16 protein-coding genes are annotated in these 18,005 nt (G+C 67.8%); 5 read left to right on the top strand and 11 right to left on the bottom strand.

Features of this window, described 5'->3' with window-relative positions; all coding sequences use genetic code 11:
- Positions 1 to 29: 29 nt before the first annotated feature.
- The 9 genes from N7I30_RS08955 to N7I30_RS08915 all read right to left on the bottom strand — a co-directional run bounded on the left by N7I30_RS08955 (position 30) and on the right by N7I30_RS08915 (position 10,273).
- Positions 30 to 605, bottom strand: coding sequence for a class I SAM-dependent methyltransferase (locus N7I30_RS08955; RefSeq protein WP_498638227.1), 576 nt, complete (start codon positions 603 to 605; stop codon positions 30 to 32).
- The gene (locus tag N7I30_RS08950) at positions 589 to 1,308 is read right to left on the bottom strand and encodes a PIG-L deacetylase family protein (protein ID WP_498638225.1); all 720 of its coding nucleotides are present in this window, start codon (positions 1,306 to 1,308) and stop codon (positions 589 to 591) included. The genes N7I30_RS08955 and N7I30_RS08950 overlap by 17 nt, the downstream gene beginning before the upstream one ends.
- The gene (locus N7I30_RS08945; RefSeq protein ID WP_498638223.1) at positions 1,305 to 2,390 is read right to left on the bottom strand and encodes an acyl-CoA dehydrogenase family protein; all 1,086 of its coding nucleotides are present in this window, start codon (positions 2,388 to 2,390) and stop codon (positions 1,305 to 1,307) included. Before N7I30_RS08945 ends, N7I30_RS08950 begins: the two co-directional genes overlap by 4 nt.
- Positions 2,380 to 3,435, bottom strand: coding sequence for a glycosyltransferase family 2 protein (locus N7I30_RS08940; RefSeq protein WP_498638221.1), 1,056 nt, complete (start codon positions 3,433 to 3,435; stop codon positions 2,380 to 2,382). The genes N7I30_RS08945 and N7I30_RS08940 overlap by 11 nt, the downstream gene beginning before the upstream one ends.
- A 64-nt stretch (positions 3,436 to 3,499) precedes the next feature.
- Positions 3,500 to 5,617, bottom strand: a complete 2,118-nt coding sequence (locus N7I30_RS08935; RefSeq protein WP_498638220.1) for a catalase — start codon at positions 5,615 to 5,617, stop codon at positions 3,500 to 3,502.
- A 151-nt stretch (positions 5,618 to 5,768) separates the two neighbouring features.
- The gene (locus N7I30_RS08930) at positions 5,769 to 6,671 is read right to left on the bottom strand and encodes a carbohydrate ABC transporter permease (protein ID WP_024352152.1); all 903 of its coding nucleotides are present in this window, start codon (positions 6,669 to 6,671) and stop codon (positions 5,769 to 5,771) included.
- Positions 6,672 to 6,702: 31 nt separating this feature from the next.
- On the bottom strand, positions 6,703 to 7,635 hold the full coding sequence (locus N7I30_RS08925; protein ID WP_187392301.1) for a carbohydrate ABC transporter permease: 933 nt from the start codon (positions 7,633 to 7,635) through the stop codon (positions 6,703 to 6,705).
- A gap of 122 nt (positions 7,636 to 7,757) precedes the next feature.
- A complete protein-coding gene (locus tag N7I30_RS08920) occupies positions 7,758 to 9,074 on the bottom strand; it encodes an ABC transporter substrate-binding protein (RefSeq protein WP_498638217.1) in 1,317 nt (438 codons plus the stop codon).
- Positions 9,075 to 9,208: 134 nt separating this feature from the next.
- The gene (locus N7I30_RS08915; protein WP_024352149.1) at positions 9,209 to 10,273 is read right to left on the bottom strand and encodes an ABC transporter ATP-binding protein; all 1,065 of its coding nucleotides are present in this window, start codon (positions 10,271 to 10,273) and stop codon (positions 9,209 to 9,211) included.
- Between the two features lie 261 nt (positions 10,274 to 10,534).
- Here N7I30_RS08915 and N7I30_RS08910 point away from each other — a divergent pair, with 261 nt between their 5' ends.
- The 5 genes from N7I30_RS08910 to N7I30_RS08890 all read left to right on the top strand — a co-directional run bounded on the left by N7I30_RS08910 (position 10,535) and on the right by N7I30_RS08890 (position 15,936).
- On the top strand, positions 10,535 to 11,575 hold the full coding sequence (locus N7I30_RS08910; protein WP_498638215.1) for an SMP-30/gluconolactonase/LRE family protein: 1,041 nt from the start codon (positions 10,535 to 10,537) through the stop codon (positions 11,573 to 11,575).
- 354 nt (positions 11,576 to 11,929) lie between these two features.
- The gene (locus N7I30_RS08905) at positions 11,930 to 12,703 is read left to right on the top strand and encodes an ABC transporter ATP-binding protein (protein WP_024352147.1); all 774 of its coding nucleotides are present in this window, start codon (positions 11,930 to 11,932) and stop codon (positions 12,701 to 12,703) included.
- Positions 12,704 to 12,712: 9 nt separating this feature from the next.
- Positions 12,713 to 13,579, top strand: a complete 867-nt coding sequence (locus tag N7I30_RS08900) for an ABC transporter permease (RefSeq protein ID WP_187392304.1) — start codon at positions 12,713 to 12,715, stop codon at positions 13,577 to 13,579.
- Between the two features lie 36 nt (positions 13,580 to 13,615).
- A complete protein-coding gene (locus N7I30_RS08895; protein WP_024352145.1) occupies positions 13,616 to 14,575 on the top strand; it encodes an ABC transporter substrate-binding protein in 960 nt (319 codons plus the stop codon).
- Positions 14,576 to 14,643: 68 nt separating this feature from the next.
- Positions 14,644 to 15,936, top strand: coding sequence for an amidase (locus N7I30_RS08890; protein ID WP_498638213.1), 1,293 nt, complete (start codon positions 14,644 to 14,646; stop codon positions 15,934 to 15,936).
- A 53-nt stretch (positions 15,937 to 15,989) separates the two neighbouring features.
- On the opposite strand, the gene N7I30_RS08885 is transcribed toward N7I30_RS08890, so the two are convergent.
- Positions 15,990 to 16,874, bottom strand: coding sequence for an NAD(P)-dependent oxidoreductase (locus tag N7I30_RS08885; protein ID WP_498638211.1), 885 nt, complete (start codon positions 16,872 to 16,874; stop codon positions 15,990 to 15,992).
- Between the two features lie 25 nt (positions 16,875 to 16,899).
- A complete protein-coding gene (locus N7I30_RS08880; protein WP_498638209.1) occupies positions 16,900 to 17,994 on the bottom strand; it encodes an isocitrate/isopropylmalate dehydrogenase family protein in 1,095 nt (364 codons plus the stop codon).
- Positions 17,995 to 18,005 lie beyond the last annotated feature (11 nt).

Here is an 18,005-nt window from a genome sequence, read left to right as displayed (position 1 = left end):
CGCCGCAAACGCTGCCCGCCTGGCCCGCCTCAGCGGTCGAAGGCGACAGCGACGAAGCGGCCGGTCCGGGCGCGGTAGCCGACGCCAAAGCCCGCCGCGAAGGCGCGCTCGACGGCGTCGGCGACCAGCGCCGGCGGCGTCGCCGCATCGTCGAAATCGAGGAAATGGTGGAGGAACACGATCCGCCCGCCCGGCGCGACGGCCGCCCGCAAGCGGGCGAGCATCACCTGCAGATCGTTCGGCGCGAGATAATAGAGCAGTTCCGACACGACGATCAGGTCGAACGGCCCGCGAGGCATCCCGCCCGGCAGCACGGCCTCGGCGAAACGGATGCGCGGCGTCGCCCGGTTGCGGTCCCGCGCGATGGCGAGCGCCGTCGGCGAGCCGTCCAGCGCCAGGAGCCGCAGGCATTTGCGACCAAGCACCGCGCTGTTCTCGCCATTGGCGCAGGCCAGTTCCAGCCCGCGGCCATAGATCCGCGTGCCCACCGCCTCCATCAGGATACGGCGCTTGAACCGCTCGAAGGGCGAGGCGGCATAGCCCCAGGGATCGGGATCGGCGGCGAACATCGCCTCGAACCCTTCCAGATCAATCGGCTTCGCCATCCTGCCAGTAACTTTCGATCGGGCCCGTCAGCCGGGCAATGGTGGCCGCGTCGAGCATGAACCCGTCCGGGTCGTCGTCGATCAGCGCCGTGGTCTGGGACAGATGCGCGGCCACTGCCGCCCGCTTGGTCTCGACGACATCGGCGATGTCGAAGGAGACCCGGTGCATTTCCCCGGGGCGCGGATGATCCTCCGGCGCGCCGAGTTCGTCGAGCCAGATCGCATATTCCATCCGCGCCGGCGCCAGGCCCGCCTGCTCCAGCGCCTGGGTGACCAGATGCCAGGCGGCGCGATGGTCCGAATGCGGATCGCGCCGCCAGGGCAGCAGCACCAGATCGGGCGCGGTGTCGGCAAGGATCTCGACGACCCGGGCGCGGGCCGCGTCCCAGCCGGGCGAGCCTTCCGGCGGCAGATCGGCGTCGGGCAGGCCGAGAAAGCTGCGCGGCATGGTGCCGAGACCGAGAATGGCGAGCGCGTCCTCGGCCTCGCGGTGACGCTTGACAGCCAGCGCTGCCCGCGGCCATGTCGCCGAATTGCGATGCGACGCCCCGCCATCGGTGATGAACAGCGTATGGAACTGCCGGCCGTCCTTGGCGAGGATGGCCGCCAACCCGCCGCATCCAAGGGACTCGTCGTCGGCATGGGGCGCGACGATGAGGATGCTGCGGGCGGTCAGCGTGCGCGGATCGCGCGCCTCGCTCATGCGCCCTCTCCCGGCAGCCAGTCGCCGGCGGCGATCGCGTCGCCCAGATTGCGCAGCGCGCCATCCGGATTGGGCTGGCGCAGATAGGTGCGCAGGTCGCGGACGAGGCGCTCCAGCGGATGCGGCCGGTTGAAGCCGGCGGCGCCGACGGCCCGCTCCGCCTCTTCCAACACCGCTAGTGCCGCGGCCTCGACGGCCGAACGCACGGCATTGGCCGTCGCCACGAGGCGCCTGGCCTTTCCGGCATCGTCCGGATCGGCAGCGGCCGCGCTCCACGCCTCCGCGCCGCGCGCCAGCCAGCCATGGGCGGCCTCGACATGCAGGCCCATGCGGGCGAGCCGCTGTGCCTGATAGGGATCGCCGGCCCGGTCGGTGCGCAGCAGATGATCCCGCGCCACGTCGAAGACGGCGTGCAGGCCGCCGGTCTGCACGGCGGCAAAGCGGATCGCCCCGCCGCTGAACCAGGGCTCGCGCGTATAGTCGCCCGGCTGGCCCAGACGGTGGGCGTCCTCGATCTTCAGTCCGGTGAAGTCGACGACGTGGCTGCCGGAGCCGCGCATGCCCATCGGGTCCCACCACGACCGGTCGACCGGCGCATCGGCCAGCGGCATCAGCAGCATCTTCCGGCCCGCCTCGTCCGGCACCGTCACGATCGCGCGGGTCAGCCCGTCGACACCGGAGGCAAAGTTCTTGGCGCCGACAAGAACGCCGTCATTCTCGGTCAGCGGCTTGCCCGGCGCGTCGGTGTTCCAGACACCCAACCATGCGCCCTCGGCCGCCGCATTGCGGACGGCCGCGTTCTGGGCCTCGCTGCCATAGGCGCGGATCAGCAAGAGCGCGTTGACGTGCCCCTCATAGATGCGGCCGACGCCGAGATCGCCGCGCCCCACCTCGGCCAGAAGATGCAGAAGATCCCCGATGGCGGCGGGTTCCAGCGGCGGATCGGCGGCCAGCGACGAGCCCGACAGCAGCGCGAAACCCGCATGGGGGAACTCGGCCTCCGTCTCGTAGCTGCGCGGCAGCGCCACCAATGCGCGTCGCAGCGACGCCGCCTCGTCCTGTGGCCGGAGCTTATGCAGCATGTTCTCTCGCCTCATCCTCGCCGATCAACGCTCTCAATTCCGCAATCGCATCCAGCACCGGCACCGTGCCGGGGGCATCGGGCTCGTCCGGCGCATGGCGCTCGACCAGGAGGTGCGGCGGCAGGACCCGGCCGTCGCCATCATGGAGCTCGGCGGGCTTCAGCCCGAGCCGCGTGGCGATGGCCGCGAGCCCGTCCGGTTCGACATGGGCCGCATCGCGCAGCAGGCTGCGGCGGATGGCCCGCGCCAGAACGCGCTGCGGGGCCTCCACCAGATGCGGCCGCCCGGCTTCCGCCTCGGCCACCCATTGGGCCAGCGTATCGGCCATGCCGCCGGCCGCCCGGCCATGGGTGCGCGCCGACACCTCGACCCGCACCGCCGGGTCGTGGCGCAGCCTGAAGCCGGCCTGCCGGACGCGGGCGACGAAGGCGAGATCCTCGCGGAAGGACGCGGCCGGCAGGCCGGCAACGGCCTCATAGACGCTGGCCCGCACGGCAAGGCTCGCCCCGGTATGGTCGCGATGGCGCGGCCAGGGATCGTGAGCCAGCGGATCGACATGGCAGGCGAGCCGGTCGCACAATTCCGCATAGAGAAGGTAATTCCTGGCGCGCGCCGCAAAGGCCGGCCCGAGCAAGGCCTCTTCGCGCCGGTCGCCGATGATCAGTCCGCCGACCAGATCGGCACCGCGTTCGATCGCCGCAAGATTGGCCGCGATCCAGTCGGGTGCCGGCACCGCGTCGGCATCGGTGGTCAGCAGGATCGTGCGGCCGGTATCCGGCGACAGGGTGCAGGCGAGGTCCATGCCCAGCCGGCGCGCCGCACCGACATGGGCGAAGGGCGCCGGAAACAGGCACTCGACCAGATGCAGCCGCAGCATGGTGCCGGCCGCAGCCGCCTCCGCTGCCGCGCGCGACCGGTCGTCGGTGTTGTTGAGAACGATGACGACGTCGAGCTGCCGGCCGGTGCCGGCAAGCCAGGACTGTTCGGCAAGCGCGCGCAGAAGCGCCGGCAGGCGCTCCTCCTCGTTGCGGGCGGGAACCGCCACGATCGGCCGATAATCGAGGCCGCCTGACGGGGCGCGCAGGGCGCCCCGTCGAATGGTCGAACCGTCAGACCGCATTGACGTTCGGTTCGCGCTGCCAGTGGCGCAGCTTGCGGCACTGGACGATGAAGCCCTTCGCGTCCTCGGCACTGGCGAGTTTCACGCAGCCCTCGTCGAGATCACCGGCAACGCCGGCCTTCTCGAACAGCGGCATCGCCTCGGCCGAATAGGCAATGAACTTGCAATGGGCGAAGGCGTCGGTGACGAAGTCGCGGGCCGTCGCCTCCTTGGTCAGGGTGGACGCGCCGTCCGCGGAGGCGAGCACGGCCACCGCATCGTAGAGCAGCGATGGACCGCCATCGACCTTCTGCTTGGCCTCGATCCAGCTGCCGTCGCTGGCCTCGACGCCGCCGACCATCGGGGCGACGATTTCCATCATCGCGCCTTCCGCCTCGATGGCGGATTTCAGGCCGGACAGCAGCGCGGCATCGACACCGTCGGTGACGAGCACGCCGACCTTGCGGCCCTTGAAACTCTCCGGACCGTTGAGGATGATCGACAGCTTCGGCGAGGTCTTCAGATCCATGCGTGTCGGCATGGCGGCCTCGGCCGGAGCCGGCATCTCCTTCAGCCGCAGGCTCTTGGCGACCGTCTTGGCCAGATCCTCGTCGACATTGAGGAGATGCGAGACGATGCGCGCGCGGATCGCCACCGTCTCGACCTTGGACAGCTCGAAGGCGAAGGCGTCAGCGATGTGCTGCTGCTCGGTCTGGGTCTGCGACAGGTAGAACTGCCGTGCCTGGCTATAATGGTCGGCGAAGGTCTCCGAGCGGATGCGGCGCTTCTGGCCGACTTCCTCGGCGGGGAAGCTCTGATACATGCCCCGCGGTGCCTCGCGCGGGCCACCGGCCGCACCGCCCCAGGAGTTCGGCTCGTAATTGGCGCGCCCCTTCGGGTTGCGCATCGACATGTGGCCATCCTGCTGGAAGTGCCGGACCTCGGTGCGCGGCGCATTCACCGGGATATGGGTGAAGTTCGGGCCGCCGAGACGCTTCAGCTGGGTGTCCAGATAGGAGAAATTGCGGCCCTGCAGCAGCGGGTCGTTGGTGAAGTCGATGCCCGGCACGATGTTGCCCGTCTGGAACGCCACCTGCTCGGTCTCCTGGAAGAAATTGTCGACGACGCGGTTCAGCGTCATCTTGCCGACGACGCGGATCGGCACTTCCTCCTCGGGGATGATCTTGGTGGCGTCGAGGATGTCGAAGTCGAAGCGGTCGGCGAACTCGTCGTCGAAGATCTGCAGGCCGAGCTCCCACTCCGGATAGTCGCCCATCTGGATCGCGTCCCACAGGTCGCGGCGATGGAAGTCCGGATCGGCGCCGTTCAGCTTCAGCGCCTCGTTCCACACGACGGACTGCAGGCCCTGCTTGGGCTTCCAGTGGAACTTGACGTAGGTCGACTTGCCCTCGGCATTGATCATCCGGAAGGTGTGGACGCCGAAGCCTTCCATGAAGCGGAAGGACCGCGGGATGGTGCGGTCGGACATGATCCACATCGCCATGTGCATGGCTTCCGGCGTCAGCGACATGAAGTCCCAGAAATTGTCATGCGCCGTCTGGGCCTGCGGGAAGCCACGATCCGGCTCCTGCTTGGCGGCATGGATCAGGTCGGGGAACTTGATCGCGTCCTGGATGAAGAACACCGGGATGTTGTTGCCGACGAGGTCCCAGTTGCCTTCCTTGGTGTAGAAGCGGCAGGCGAAGCCGCGCACGTCGCGGGCAAGGTCGGCCGAGCCCTTGTTGCCGGCCACGGTCGAGAAGCGGACGAACATCTCGGTCTGTTCGCCGGCCCGCTGGAACATGTCCGCACGGGTGATGTCGGACAGGGATTCATAGGTCTCGAAGACGCCATGGACGCCGAAGCCGCGCGCATGGACGACGCGCTCGGGAATGCGCTCGTGGTCGAAGTGGAAGATCTTCTCGCGGAACGCCTGGTCCTCGATCAGCGTCGGGCCCCGCGGACCGACCTTCAGGGTGTTCTGATCGTCGCCGATCGGGGCGCCGCCCTGGGTCGTCATCTGGGGAACGTCGCCGCCGGCGACCTGGTGCAGCTCGCCGCCCTCGCCGCGATAGTCCTGCGTCGTACCGGCGTTCAGCGGCTTATCCGCGTTCGATTGCTGAGTCATGTCTGCTCCGGGTGAAGGGATGTTCACTCGGATAAGACTCGTAGCCCCCTAAAGGATGCGCCCGGATGTCGGAAAATTCGGCAGCCGCGACCACACTGGCGCGCGCATCGGCGCGCCGCCTGCCCCTGATCGGCCTCCCGGAGCGTTGCCGCTACTCCTTCACGGCCCCGGTCATCGACGAGACGTAGTAATCGACGAAGAAGGAGTAAAGGATCACCACCGGCAGCGAGCCCAGCAGCGCGCCGGACATCAGCGCTCCCCATTCGTAGATGTCGCCGCGCACGAGTTCGGTCAGGACGCCGACCGGCACCGTCTTGTTCTCCGAGGAGGAGATGAAGGTGAGCGCGTAGATGAACTCGTTCCAGGACAGGGTGAAGGCGAAGATGCCGGCCGAGATCAGCCCCGGCACGGCCAGCGGCAGCACCACCTTGGTCAGGATCTGCCAGCGCGTCGCCCCGTCGACCAGCGCCGATTCCTCCAGCTCGAAGGGGATGGTGCGGAAATAGCCCATCAGCAGCCATGTGCAGAACGGGATCAGGAAGGTCGGATAGGTCAGGATCAGCGCGAACATGGAATCGAAGATACCGACCTGGAAGACGATGAAGGCCAGCGGAATGAACAGGATCGACGGCGGCACCAGATAGGCGAGGAAGATCATCAGGCCGGTCACCCGCGCCCCCGTGAAGCGGATCCGCTCGATCGCATAGGCGGCGAAGACCGAGGCGGCCAGCGCCAGGAAGGTCGAGCAGACGGCGACCACCATCGTATTCCACAGCCAGCCCGGATAGGAGGTCTCGAACAGCAGATACTTGATGTGCTCCAGCGTCGGCCCGACCACCCAGAACGGGCTGTAGGTCTGGTAATCCGTGAGCTGGTTGTCCGGCTTCACCGCCGTGATCACCATCCAGTAGAACGGGAACAGCAGGACGAAGACGAAGACGAACAGCGGCAGGTAGAGCGTCAGGATCCGCCGCGGCAGCGTGTCGAACTGGCTGAGGCCGGAGGCTTCGGCCCGGTCATTCGCCGCCTTTGCGGCCGCCGATTGCTTGCTCATCGGATCGTTCCTCCCAGCATCTGAACGCCCATCATTCGCCGCCTCCCTGCTGCCATCTGCGCCGCTGCAGGCCGAAGAAGGAGAACAGGATCGCGGCGAGAAGGAACGGGATCATCGCCACCGCGATGGCCGCGCCCTCGCCGAGCTGGCCGCCGGGGATCGCCCGCTGGAACGACAGGGTCGCCATCAGGTGGGTGGCGTTGACCGGCCCGCCGCGGGTCAGGACGTAGATCAGCTGGAAATCGGTGAAGGTGAACAGCACCGAAAAGGTCATCACCACGGCGATGATCGGCGTCAGCAGCGGCAGGGTGATCTTGGTGAAGCGCTGCCAGGAGGTCGCGCCGTCCAGCGCCGCCGCCTCGTTCAGCGACTGCGGGATGGTCTGCAGGCCGGCGAGCAGCGAGATCGCCACGAAGGGAATGCCGCGCCACACATTGGCGGCGATCACCGAGGCCCGCGCATTGGTCGGGTCGCCCAGGAAGTTGATCGGCGCGTCGATCCAGCCCCATTTCATCAGGACGAAGGAGATGATCGAGAACTGGCTGTCGAAGATCCACCAGAAGGCCAGCGCCGACAGGACGGTCGGCACGACCCAGGGCAGAAGGATGATGGCGCGGAAGAAGTTCTTGAACGGCAGATGCTCGTTGAGGATCAGCGCCAGCCACAGGCCGAGCCCGAATTTCAGCACCGAGGCGACCGTCGTGTAGAGCATGGTGTTGTAGACCGACAGCCAGAACACCGGATCGTCGAACAGCCAGGCATAGTTTTCCAGGCCGATGAAGATGCCGGTCCGGCCGATGGTCGTGTCGGTGAAGCTCAGCCAGATGCCGAGACCGAGCGGATAGGTCAGAAAGCACAAGAGAAACGCCGCCGCCGGCAGCATGAACAACAGGCCGAGCCCGCCGCGGCTCTGCACGAACCGGCGGAATGCCGAGGGCCTGGCGGTCGCCTCTATGCTGGACATCGTCGATCGTCTCCGTTGCCGAAAGGGCGCGCGGCCGAAGCCGCCGCCGACAGGCGCCCGGGCAGCAACGCCCGCGCGCCCGCGTCTTGTGGCACCGGCCCTTCAGGCCGGTGCCGGCATCCTCAGCGGTAGTAGCGGGCGATGCGCCGCTCGGCGTTGGCGATGGCCTCGTCCGCGGTGCGCTGACCGGTCACCGCCTCGGCGAACATGTCGACGAGCACGTAATCGGCCATGACGGCGGCCGACGAGGGTCCGAGCGGCCCGGCAAAGCCGTTCGGCCGCAGGCTGGCCGAGGCCTTGGAATAGGGCTCGTGGATCGGGTTCGAGGTCCACACCGGATTGTCGGCATAGGCCTTGAGCGACTGGCAGCAATAGGCGCTGGCGCCCTCGATCCAGGCGTTCATCTGCTCCGGCTGGAACATGAACTCGATATAGGCCTTGGCCGCTTCCGGATACTTTGTGTGCTGGAAGATGTTGAGCGTCGAGGTCTGGTGCAGCTCCGCCGGCTGGCCGACCGGGCCGACCGGCATGGTGGTGGTGCGGATGTCCTCGGCGATCTCGGCCATCTCCGGGTCCTTGGTGGCCGCGTAATAGAGCGACACGCCATTCGCCGTCAGCGAGATCTGGCCGGCCAGGAAGGCGCGGTTGTTGTTGATGTCGAGCCAGCTCTCGGTGCCGGGGATGAAGGTGGCATAGAGCGCCTTGGCATATTCGATCGCCGCCCGGGTCTCGGGGCTGTCGATCGCCGGCTTGCCGGCCTCGTCGACGGTCTTGCCGCCATGGCTCCACAGCAGCCAGTGGGCGTAGTTGTTGCCGTCGCCCACCGCCTTGCCGTGCGGGAAGCCGGCCGGCGTGCCGTTGGCCTGCATCGCCTTGCACAGTTCCAGGAAGCCCGCCGTGTCGGTCGGGAATTCCTCGAAGCCTGCCGCCTTCATGTGGCTGTCGCGATAGCAGATGGCGTTGCCGATGGCGCAGAGCGGCACGGCGATGAACTTGTCGCCCTGCTTGGCGTAGCCTTCCAGGCCCTCGTACCAGCCGCCATGCTGCTCGCCGAGCGAGGTCGCAAGGTCGGTCACGTCGACGAGCTTGTCGGGATACTGGAACGGGTCGTCGAACCAGCTCATCACCATGTCGGGGCCCGAGCCGACATTGGCGGCCACGGCGGCTTTCGGGCGCACGTCCTCCCAGCTTTCCTGGTCGATCTGCACCTCGACGCCGGTCGCCTCGGTGAAGGCCTTGGTGTTGGCGTTCCAGGCTTCCTCCTCGCCGGCGACGAAGGGCACCCAGCGCAGAAGCCGCAGCGAGGCGCCTTCCTCCGGCTTGAATTTCGGCGCGGCCGCCTGGGCCAGCGCACCGCGCATGCCGAACGGCCCGATGAAGGCCGCGCTGGCGGCGAGGCCGGCCGTGCCGGCCAGAAGCGTCCTGCGATTGATGGTCATCGTGATCTCCTCCACTTGCGCGGGAGCGTGCGATTCTGTGCCCCGAAGTGACGGCGCTCCCGCTGCCGTCACGGCCGTCCTCCCTTGCCAGCCGGGCCCTCCAACCCGACCGGCCGCCCGAAGCCTTGCCGGCTTCAGGCCGAAACGCGTGCGCCCGTCGCCGCGTCGAACAGATGCACCGCCTCCGCGTCGATCGAGACCGGCAGCTCGTCGCCCGGCCCCGCCGAAATCCGCTCGCGGAACACGCACATCACGTCGCTGTCGCCCAGCTTGGCGATGACGTGGGTCTCCGAGCCCGTCGGCTCGACCACCTCGACCCGCAGCGGAATGTCGCCGCCGAGGCGGAAGGATTCCGGCCTGACGCCATAGATCGTCTCGCGACCCGGCTCGGCCTTGCCCGGCCGCGCGATCGGCAGCCGGTGGCCGTGGCCGGTGACGAAGGTCGCGCGGTCGTTCGGATCGACGGCGCCGGTCATCATGTTCATGGCGGGCGAGCCGATGAAGCCGGCCACGAAGAGATTGTCCGGCCGGTCGTAGAGCTCCAGCGGGCTGCCCACCTGCTCGACGATGCCGTCATGCATGACGACGATCTTGTCGGCCATGGTCATCGCCTCGATCTGGTCATGGGTGACGTAGACCGTGGTCGTCTGCAGCCGCTGGTGCAGGTTCTTCATCTCCGAGCGCATCGAGACGCGCAGCTTGGCGTCGAGATTGGACAGCGGCTCGTCGAACAGGAAGACCTGCGGCTCGCGCACGATCGCCCGCCCCATGGCGACGCGCTGGCGCTGGCCGCCCGACAGCTGCCGCGGATAGCGGTCGAGCAGATTGGTCAGGCCGAGGATCTCGGCCGCCGGGCGGACCCGCTCGGCGATCTCCGCCTTGGAGGCCTTCTTCAGCATCAGCGAGAAGCCCATGTTCTCGGCGACCGTGATGTGCGGATAGAGCGCGTAGTTCTGGAAGACCATCGCGATGTCGCGATCCTTGGGCGGCAGCGCGTTGACCACCCGGTCGCCGATCAGGATCTCGCCGGAGGTGATGTGCTCGAGACCGGCCAGCATCCGCAACAGGGTCGACTTGCCGCAACCGGACGGACCGACCAGAACGACGAACTGGCCTTCCTCGATATCAATGGATACGCCGTGCAGCACTTCGACCGGGCCAAACGCCTTGCGCACGTCCCGAAATGTCACAGATGCCATTGAAGCCCCACCCTCGCAGCAATTTCAGGCGGTATACTGTATTCGCAGGCTCCCCTGCGCAATGGCTGCCGGGCGCCGAACGCCGAAATCTTGTGCTGCACCGCAAGGTAACCGCGACCGTTACAGCGCGATTGCGGGCTTTTCGTATACGTTACGCTGGCCCGCCCTGCCGCTTCGCGTTACGCTTCGGTGCCGGCCGTTCCCCGCAACAGCAACACGGTCGTCCGGAGGGTCGGCATGCCGGTCGACGGGGAGGAACCCATGACCATTCATCGACGCGCATTGCTCACCGGCGGCGCGGCGCTCGGCGCCGCTCTCGCCATGCCGCATGTCGTACGGGCGCAGTCGCTCGCGCCGCAGCCCTCACGCTATCCCGACGACGCCTGGGAGGTGCTCGATCCCCGCTTCTCGCAATACATGATCGGCAACACCCCGCTGCAGCGCCAGTGGAGCGGCGCCCTGTGGGCCGAGGGGCCGGCCTGGAACGGCGTCGGCCGCTACGCCGTCTTCAGCGACATTCCCAACAATCGCCAGATGCGCTGGGACGAGGTCACCGGCGCGGTGACGCCGCTGCGCAACCACTCCAATCATTCCAACGGCAACACCTTCGACTTCGAAGGCCGGCAGATCAGCTGCGAACACTCGACCGCCCGCGTCGTGCGCTACGGTCACCAGGGCCCGGCCGAGGTGCTGGCCGAGACCTTCGAGGGCAAGCAGCTCAACGCGCCCAACGACGCGGTGGTCCACCCGGACGACGGCGGCATCATCTTCACCGATCCGGGCTATGGCAGCCACTGGTACTATGAAGGCACCGTGCGCGAGCTCGAACTGCCGACCAGCATCTACCATATCGACGCCGCGAGCGGCGCGCTGACCCGGCTGAGCGACGAGATCTTCAAGCCGAACGGCCTGTGCTTCTCGCCGGACTACCGCACGCTCTACGTCGCCGATTCTGCCGCAACGCATCATCCGGAGCCGGCCCGGATCATCGCCTGGAATGTCGAGGACAACGGCCGCCGGCTGACCGGCCGGCGCGAGTTCGCGACGCTCGAAAGCGGTTTCCACGACGGTCTGCGCGCCGATGTCGACGGCAATGTCTGGGCGGCGACGGGCTTTGCCGGCGAGGGTCAGGACGGCGTGCATGTCTACGCCCCGGACGGCACGAAGATCGGCCAGATCAAGACCCCCGAGGGCTGCGCCAACCTCACCTTTGTCGGCGAGCACCGGAACCGGCTGCTGATGACGGCGAGCCAGTCGATCTACTCGATCTACACCGCCGCCCAGGGCGCCCATATCGCCTGATCGGCGACAGCGACGCGGCGGCAGCGCGATCCATCGCTGCCGCCCGTCCCGCCGGCCATACCGCGCCGACACTGCATTGCCTTATAATGATGCAATCATAAGTCGTGTATATATTTTAGCCATGAAGCGCGACTTCTGCGCGCGGTTCTGCTGCACCTCCTCCGCGGAGCGCGGTCGAAAACCGGTGAAATCCGCCCTGCAGAAAGCGCAGGGCAGCCATGCAGGCAATCGCGACCCAGCGATTCCAGCGACTTGAACAGCCCCGCGCGTCGGGCAGCCCCGCCCGGGCGGCCCCACCGCCCCATCTGGCACACTCCATGCTGCGTCTGTCGCAATGCAGCATGAGGAGCCGATATGGGCGACAGACAGACGCAACTGGAAATCCGCGGCCTCGCCAAGACCTTCGCCACGCGCAGTGGCACGGTCCCGGTCGTCCGCGACCTGACCTTCGACATCTACGAACGGGACTTCGTCTCGATCATCGGCCCGTCGGGCTGCGGCAAGACGACGATCTTCAACATGATCGCCGGACTGCTCGAGGCCGATGGCGGCGTCATGCGCTATCGCGGCCAGCCGGTGGACGGCCTGCGCGGTCGCATCGGCTACATGATGCAGAAGGACCTTCTCTTTCCCTGGCGCACCGTCCTGCAGAACGCCCTGCTGGGCCTGGAAATGCGCAATGTCGACCGGCAGGAAGCCCGCGAGAAGGCCCTCGACTACCTCAACACCTTCGGTCTCAGCGGCTTCGAGAACGCCTATCCGAGCACCCTTTCGGGCGGCCAGCGCCAGCGCGTCGCGCTGATCCGCACCCTCGTCATGGACCCCGACATCCTGCTCCTCGACGAGCCGTTTTCGGCGCTGGATTACCAGACCCGTCTGCATCTGGAGGGCGTCCTCGTCGACGCGGTCGAGAAGTCCGGCAAGACGGTCATCCTGATCACCCACGACGTCGACGAGGCGGTCGCCCTGTCCAAGCGCGTCGTCGTCCTGTCCGGGCGTCCGTCCAAGGTGAAGGCCATCCACGAGATCGACATCGCCAGCCACTCCCCCGTGGAGTCCCGCAGCGATCCGCACTTCGCCCAGTACTTCCACCTGCTCTGCAACGAGCTCGATATCCAGACGCACTGAGGGCACCGAATGAGCATCACCACCACACGCAATCCTGCCGCGACCGGGGCCATGCCCCGTCGCCGCATCGACTGGCAGATCGCCAGTGACGGACTGGGCGGCGGCATCGCCCGGTCAGGGCTGCAGCTTCTCGCCGTGCTGAGCTTCTTCGCCTTGTGGGAACTTGGCGTGCGCTACGGCGGCGTCTCCGGCTTCCTGTTCGGCCAGCCGTCGGGGATCTTCGTCAATTTCGCCCGCTTCATCATGGACGGCTCGCTCTTCGTCGATGCCGGCTACACCACGCTGGAAGCGGTCGTGGGCTTCATCCTCGGCACCACCATCGGCACGTCGCTCGGACTGTCGCTGTGGTATTCGGTCGGCGTCGCCAGGCTCGTCGAGCCCTTCGTCATCGCGCTCAACAGCGTGCCGAAGATCGCCCTCGCACCGCTGATCATCCTGTGGTTCGGGACCGGCTACACCTCGAAGATCGCGCTGGTCATCGCCATGACCGCCATCGTGGCGCTGATCACCGCCTACCAGGCGGCCCGCGATTCCGACAAGGACCTGCAGCGCCTGCTCACTTCCATGGGCGCCGACAAGCACCGCATCTTCTTCAAGGCGGTGGTGCCATCCTCGCTGCCGGCGGTGATCGCCACCTTCCGCATCAATATCGGCTTCGCCCTCGTCGGCGCCGTCGTCGGGGAGTTCATCTCCTCCCAGCACGGGCTCGGCCACCTCGTCTTCACGGCGTCGAATCTCTACGACCTCAACACCGTCTGGGTCGGGCTGTTCTCGCTGATGCTCTTGGGCTTCGCCCTCTACCACATCGTCAATTTCATCGAGCGGCGCGTGCTGCCGTGGAAGCAGGACCAGTCCACGCGACAGGTCGCAGCCTGAGGCTTGCGCCTCCCATCACCAGCAGGGGTACCAACAATGAAGAAGTTTCTCGCCGTCGCGGCCACCGCCGCCCTCACCGCCTTTGCCAGCCCGGCGCTGGCCCAGGACAAGACCGAGGTGACGATCTCCCAGGCCTTCCAGTCGCTGCTCTACCTGCCGCTCTACGTCGCCATGGACAAGGGCATGTTCGAGGCCGAGGGCCTGACCGTCATCAAGGAAAGCGCCGGCTCCGGCCCGACGGCGCTCAACTCGGTCATCTCCGGCAGCGCCGACTTCTCGCTGCACGGTCCCGAATGGACCGCCATCGCCTTCGAGAAGGGCGCCCCGGTCAAGACCATCGCCAATGTCGTCAACGGCGCCGCCGTCTGGATCCTCGCCGACGAGGATTTCGACTACAAGGGTCCCGAGAGCTTCACCGACCAGACCGTGGTCGCCGGCATGATGCCGACCACCTCGACCTCGCTGTTCCTCAAGATGCTCGGCGAGAACGACGTGTCCGAGGACAGCGTGACCCTCACCCAGGTGCAGATCGGCGCCGAGCCGGCCCCCTTCATCGGCGGCCAGGCGCCGCTGGCGGTGATGTATGAGCCCGGCGTCGACCAGGCCGTCGCCGAGGGCAAGAAGGTCATCGTCTCCTTCCCGAAGGAATACGGCCCCTACGCCTTCTCCACCATCATGACCCGCACCGACATCGACACCGACAAGGCCCAGAGCTTCGTCAACGGCCTCGAAAAGGCACTGGCGATGATCCAGGCCTCGCCCGAAGATGCGGTCGCGGTCGCCCAGAAGGAGTTCCCGAACCTCGACGCCAAGGTGGTCGAGGCCGCCGTCAAGCGGATGATCACCGACGGCGTGTATGCTCCCAGCGTCGACATCACCGACGAGGCGATGACCACCAGCCTCGGCGTCCAGATCGCCCTCGGCAATCTCGACTCCCAGCCGGACTTCGCCAATTTCATCGACCGGCAGTTCATCGACAAGGCGATCGTCGACTGAGCGAGCGCATCATCGATGCCGCGGGGCGCCCAGCGTCCCGCGGCGAGGCATTCGAGGGGGATCTGACCATGGCAAACATCACCGCCACCGCGGCCGGCATCGGCGCTGCGGGCGACACGACGCTCGGCCCCGTCGGGGTCGCCTATGAAATGGCCGTCAGCAGCAATCCGGCCCTGCGCGCCTTCGCCCATCTGCCGGACACCGCGCCGGCCGCCGGCACCAGCGGCCCGCTTGCCGGCCTCGCCGTCGGCGTCAAGGACATCATCGACACGGCCGACATGCCCACCGGCTACGGTTCGCGCATCGACCCGGCGCATGTTCCGGCCGCGGACGCCTGGATCGTCGCGCGCATCCGCGAGCTTGGCGGCACGGTCCTCGGCAAGACGGTCACGACGGAGTTCGCCTGGCGCAGCCCCGGCGCGACGGTCAATCCGCACAATTCGCGCCACACGCCCGGCGGTTCGTCGAGCGGCTCGGCCGCCGCCGTTGCCGCCGGCATCGTGCCTCTGGCGCTCGGCACCCAGACCATCGGCTCGGTGATCCGCCCCGCCGCCTATTGCGGCGTCGTCGGCTACAAGCCGAGCTATGGGTCGATCCCGCGCACCGGCGTCCATCCGCTGTCCTGGTCGCTCGACCATGTCGGCCTGTTCGCCTGCGACGTCGCCACCATCGCCAGGGCCTATGGGCTGTTCGTCGCCGCCGACCCGTCCGATCCGCATGGCGACCTGCCGGCCGGTACCGCACCGGAGCCCGGCAGCGCGACTGTCGCCGCCGAACGGCCGCGGATCGCCGTCATCGAGCCGCCCGCCTGGGACCGCGTTGATCCGCATCAGCGCGCCCTGCGCGACCGGGCGGCCGCAGCGCTGACCGCCGCCGGCGCAACGCTCGAGCCGGTGGCGCTGGACGCGCTCTACGCCCAGACCCTCGACGACATCATGACCGTTCTGCGGGTCGAGGGCCGGCATATCTACGAGGAGCGCGTCGAGCGCTTCCCGGATCGCACCAGCGATCATCTGAAGGCGCTGGTCGCGGACGGCGCCGGCATTTCCGCCAAGGCCTATGTCGCCGCGCTGGAGAACCAGAAGCATCTGCGACGCGCGATGGCTGATCACTTCGCCGGCTACGACGCGATCCTCACCGTGCCGGCGACCGGCGAAGCGCCGGAGGGGCTCGACAACACCGGCGATCCGGCGCTCTGCGCGCCCTGGACCTTCATCGGCGCCCCGGCGATCAGCCTGCCCGCCGGCTTCGGACCCAACGGCCTGCCGCTCGGCATCCAGCTCGTCGCCCCCTGGAGCCAGGACCGGCAACTCCTGAGCGTCGCCGCCTTCGCCGAGGCGACCCTGGCGACGATGGGCTGATCAAGGCTCCAGACGGCCGTCTCCGCTTTGAGGCGGCCGTCCGGGTCAGGCGATCAAGCGTCCTTCTTGCGGAACGTCGTGCAGGCGGTGGGCATCATCTCGTCGCCATGGCCGGTCTCGACCAGCCAGTCCAGCGCGCCGCGTACGCCTTCGGCGACCTTGCGGGACGTGCCCGTCTCCTCGACGAGCTGGCTGTAATAGGTCAGGTCCTTGCGCGCGTTCGCATTGGAAAAGCGCATCGGGGTGACGTCGCCGTCGAGGATGTAGGGGGCGGTGCGGTCGAGACCGGCGCCATAGCCGCCGCCGCGCCGCAGGCAGTCCACCAGCACCTCCGGCGCGATGTCGTTCTCGGCGGCGCAGGCCGCCGCCTCGGCGATCAGCGTCACGCTGCCCAGCGAGACGAAATTGTGCAGCAGCTTCAGCGTCTGGCCCCGGCCGATGCCGCCCGCATGGAAGCGGTTTTCCGAGAACGCCTCGAACAGCGGGGTCAGCGCCGCGACCGTCGCCGCGTCACCACCGATCAACAGGTTGAGCCGTCCATCCTCGGCCTCCTTCGGCGTGCGGGTCATGGCCGCGTCGACGAAGTCGCAGCCGACCGCCTTCACCGCTTCGGCGGCCTTCATGGTGGCGCTGGGAATGCCGGTCGAGCAGTCGACGACGATGGTGCCCGGCCGCAGCGCAGCGGTGACGCTGTCCGGCCCCAGCAGCAGCGCCTCGATCTGCGGGCTGCCGGTGACGCACAGGATCAGGACGTCGCATGCCGCCGCCAGCGCCGACGCGTCATCGAAGCGCTTTGCCCCATCCGCGTCGAGATCGTCACTCGGCTGGTTGCCGGGATGGTCGAGATAGGCGAGCGGCCAACCCTTCTTCTGGATGTTGCGGGCGATGCCGTGGCCCATCATCCCGACGCCGATCACGCCGACCGTCTGCTTCGTCATGCACTTGTCCTCTTGTGAGAAAGGGTCAGGCCATCGCCCGCAGGATGGCGTCGGTCATCTCGCTGCAGCGCGCGCGTCCGCCGAGATCGGTGGGCACGAAGTCGCCCGCCTCCAGCGTCCGGTCAACCGCCGCCTCGACGCGTCCCGCCGCCGTGGCGAGCGCGGCGTCGTCGTGCTTGTCCGCCAGCCAGCGCAGCATCATCGCGCCCGACAGGATCGCCGCCACCGGGCTTGCCAGATCCTGGCCGGCAATGTCCGGCGCCGAACCGTGGGCGCCCTGGAACAGGCCGTGGCTGTCGCCGATCTCGCCCGAGGGCGAGATGCCCATGCCGCCGACGGTGGCGGCGCCGAGATCGGAGATGATGTCGCCGAACATGTTCTCGGCGACGATCACGTCGTAGAAATCCGGGCGTTTCAGCAGATGCACGGTGATCGCATCGGCATAGGCGTAGTCGATCTCGACATCGGGATAGTCGCCATGCACTTCATCGCAGATACTGCGGAAGAAAGCGTAGCTGCGCAGGATGTTGGCCTTGTCGCAGACCGTGACGCGGCGCTTGCCGTCGCGCAGCGCGCCCTTGCGCTGGCGGGCCAGCTCGAAGGCGAAGCGGGCGACCCGCTCGGTGCCCTTGCGGGTGATGACGAGGCTGTCGGAGGCCATCTCGCCGCGCAGCACCACGCCGGCGCCGCGGCTGGCGTAAAGCCCCTCGGTGTTCTCGCGCACGATGACATAGTCGATGCCGCCGCCCTCATAGGCGCGCAGCGGCGACGCGACACCCGTCAGGAGCTTGATCGGCCGCACATTGGCGTAGAGATCGAGCGCGAAGCGCAGCTTCAGATGCAGTTCGTTGCCGACCTCGGTGCCGTCCGGATAGACGACGCCCGGCAGGCCGGCGGCGCCGTGCAGGATCGCGTGATGCGTCCGGCAGGCCTCGGCGGTCTCGGCGGGCAGCACCTCGCCGGTCGCCACATGCGAGCCGGCGCCGCCTTCCAGCATGACGAAGTCGAGAACGCCTGCGCCGCAGGCCTCCGTCAGCACCCGCATGGCGCCCTGCGTCACCTCGGGGCCGATCCCGTCGCCCTCGATGGTCGCGATGCGGTACGGCGTCACTGCACTCATGCGGAAGTCCC

It is taken from the genome of Aurantimonas litoralis, from assembly GCF_026153195.1.
Taxonomy (GTDB): Bacteria; Pseudomonadota; Alphaproteobacteria; order Rhizobiales; family Rhizobiaceae; genus Aurantimonas; species Aurantimonas coralicida.
Note: the sequence above shows the minus strand (reverse complement) of the source record. Positions and strands in the feature narration are given on the sequence as shown.

Coding starts and splice junctions, on each gene's coding strand:
- N7I30_RS08955 (WP_498638227.1), bottom strand. CDS start 605: ATGGCGAAGCCGATTGATCTGGAAGGGTTCGAGGCGATGTTCGCCGCC.
- N7I30_RS08950 (WP_498638225.1), bottom strand. CDS start 1,308: ATGAGCGAGGCGCGCGATCCGCGCACGCTGACCGCCCGCAGCATCCTC.
- N7I30_RS08945 (WP_498638223.1), bottom strand. CDS start 2,390: ATGCTGCATAAGCTCCGGCCACAGGACGAGGCGGCGTCGCTGCGACGC.
- N7I30_RS08935 (WP_498638220.1), bottom strand. CDS start 5,617: ATGACTCAGCAATCGAACGCGGATAAGCCGCTGAACGCCGGTACGACG.
- N7I30_RS08930 (WP_024352152.1), bottom strand. CDS start 6,671: ATGAGCAAGCAATCGGCGGCCGCAAAGGCGGCGAATGACCGGGCCGAA.
- N7I30_RS08925 (WP_187392301.1), bottom strand. CDS start 7,635: ATGTCCAGCATAGAGGCGACCGCCAGGCCCTCGGCATTCCGCCGGTTC.
- N7I30_RS08920 (WP_498638217.1), bottom strand. CDS start 9,074: ATGACCATCAATCGCAGGACGCTTCTGGCCGGCACGGCCGGCCTCGCC.
- N7I30_RS08915 (WP_024352149.1), bottom strand. CDS start 10,273: ATGGCATCTGTGACATTTCGGGACGTGCGCAAGGCGTTTGGCCCGGTC.
- N7I30_RS08910 (WP_498638215.1), top strand. CDS start 10,535: ATGACCATTCATCGACGCGCATTGCTCACCGGCGGCGCGGCGCTCGGC.
- N7I30_RS08905 (WP_024352147.1), top strand. CDS start 11,930: ATGGGCGACAGACAGACGCAACTGGAAATCCGCGGCCTCGCCAAGACC.
- N7I30_RS08900 (WP_187392304.1), top strand. CDS start 12,713: ATGAGCATCACCACCACACGCAATCCTGCCGCGACCGGGGCCATGCCC.
- N7I30_RS08895 (WP_024352145.1), top strand. CDS start 13,616: ATGAAGAAGTTTCTCGCCGTCGCGGCCACCGCCGCCCTCACCGCCTTT.
- N7I30_RS08890 (WP_498638213.1), top strand. CDS start 14,644: ATGGCAAACATCACCGCCACCGCGGCCGGCATCGGCGCTGCGGGCGAC.
- N7I30_RS08885 (WP_498638211.1), bottom strand. CDS start 16,874: ATGACGAAGCAGACGGTCGGCGTGATCGGCGTCGGGATGATGGGCCAC.
- N7I30_RS08880 (WP_498638209.1), bottom strand. CDS start 17,994: ATGAGTGCAGTGACGCCGTACCGCATCGCGACCATCGAGGGCGACGGG.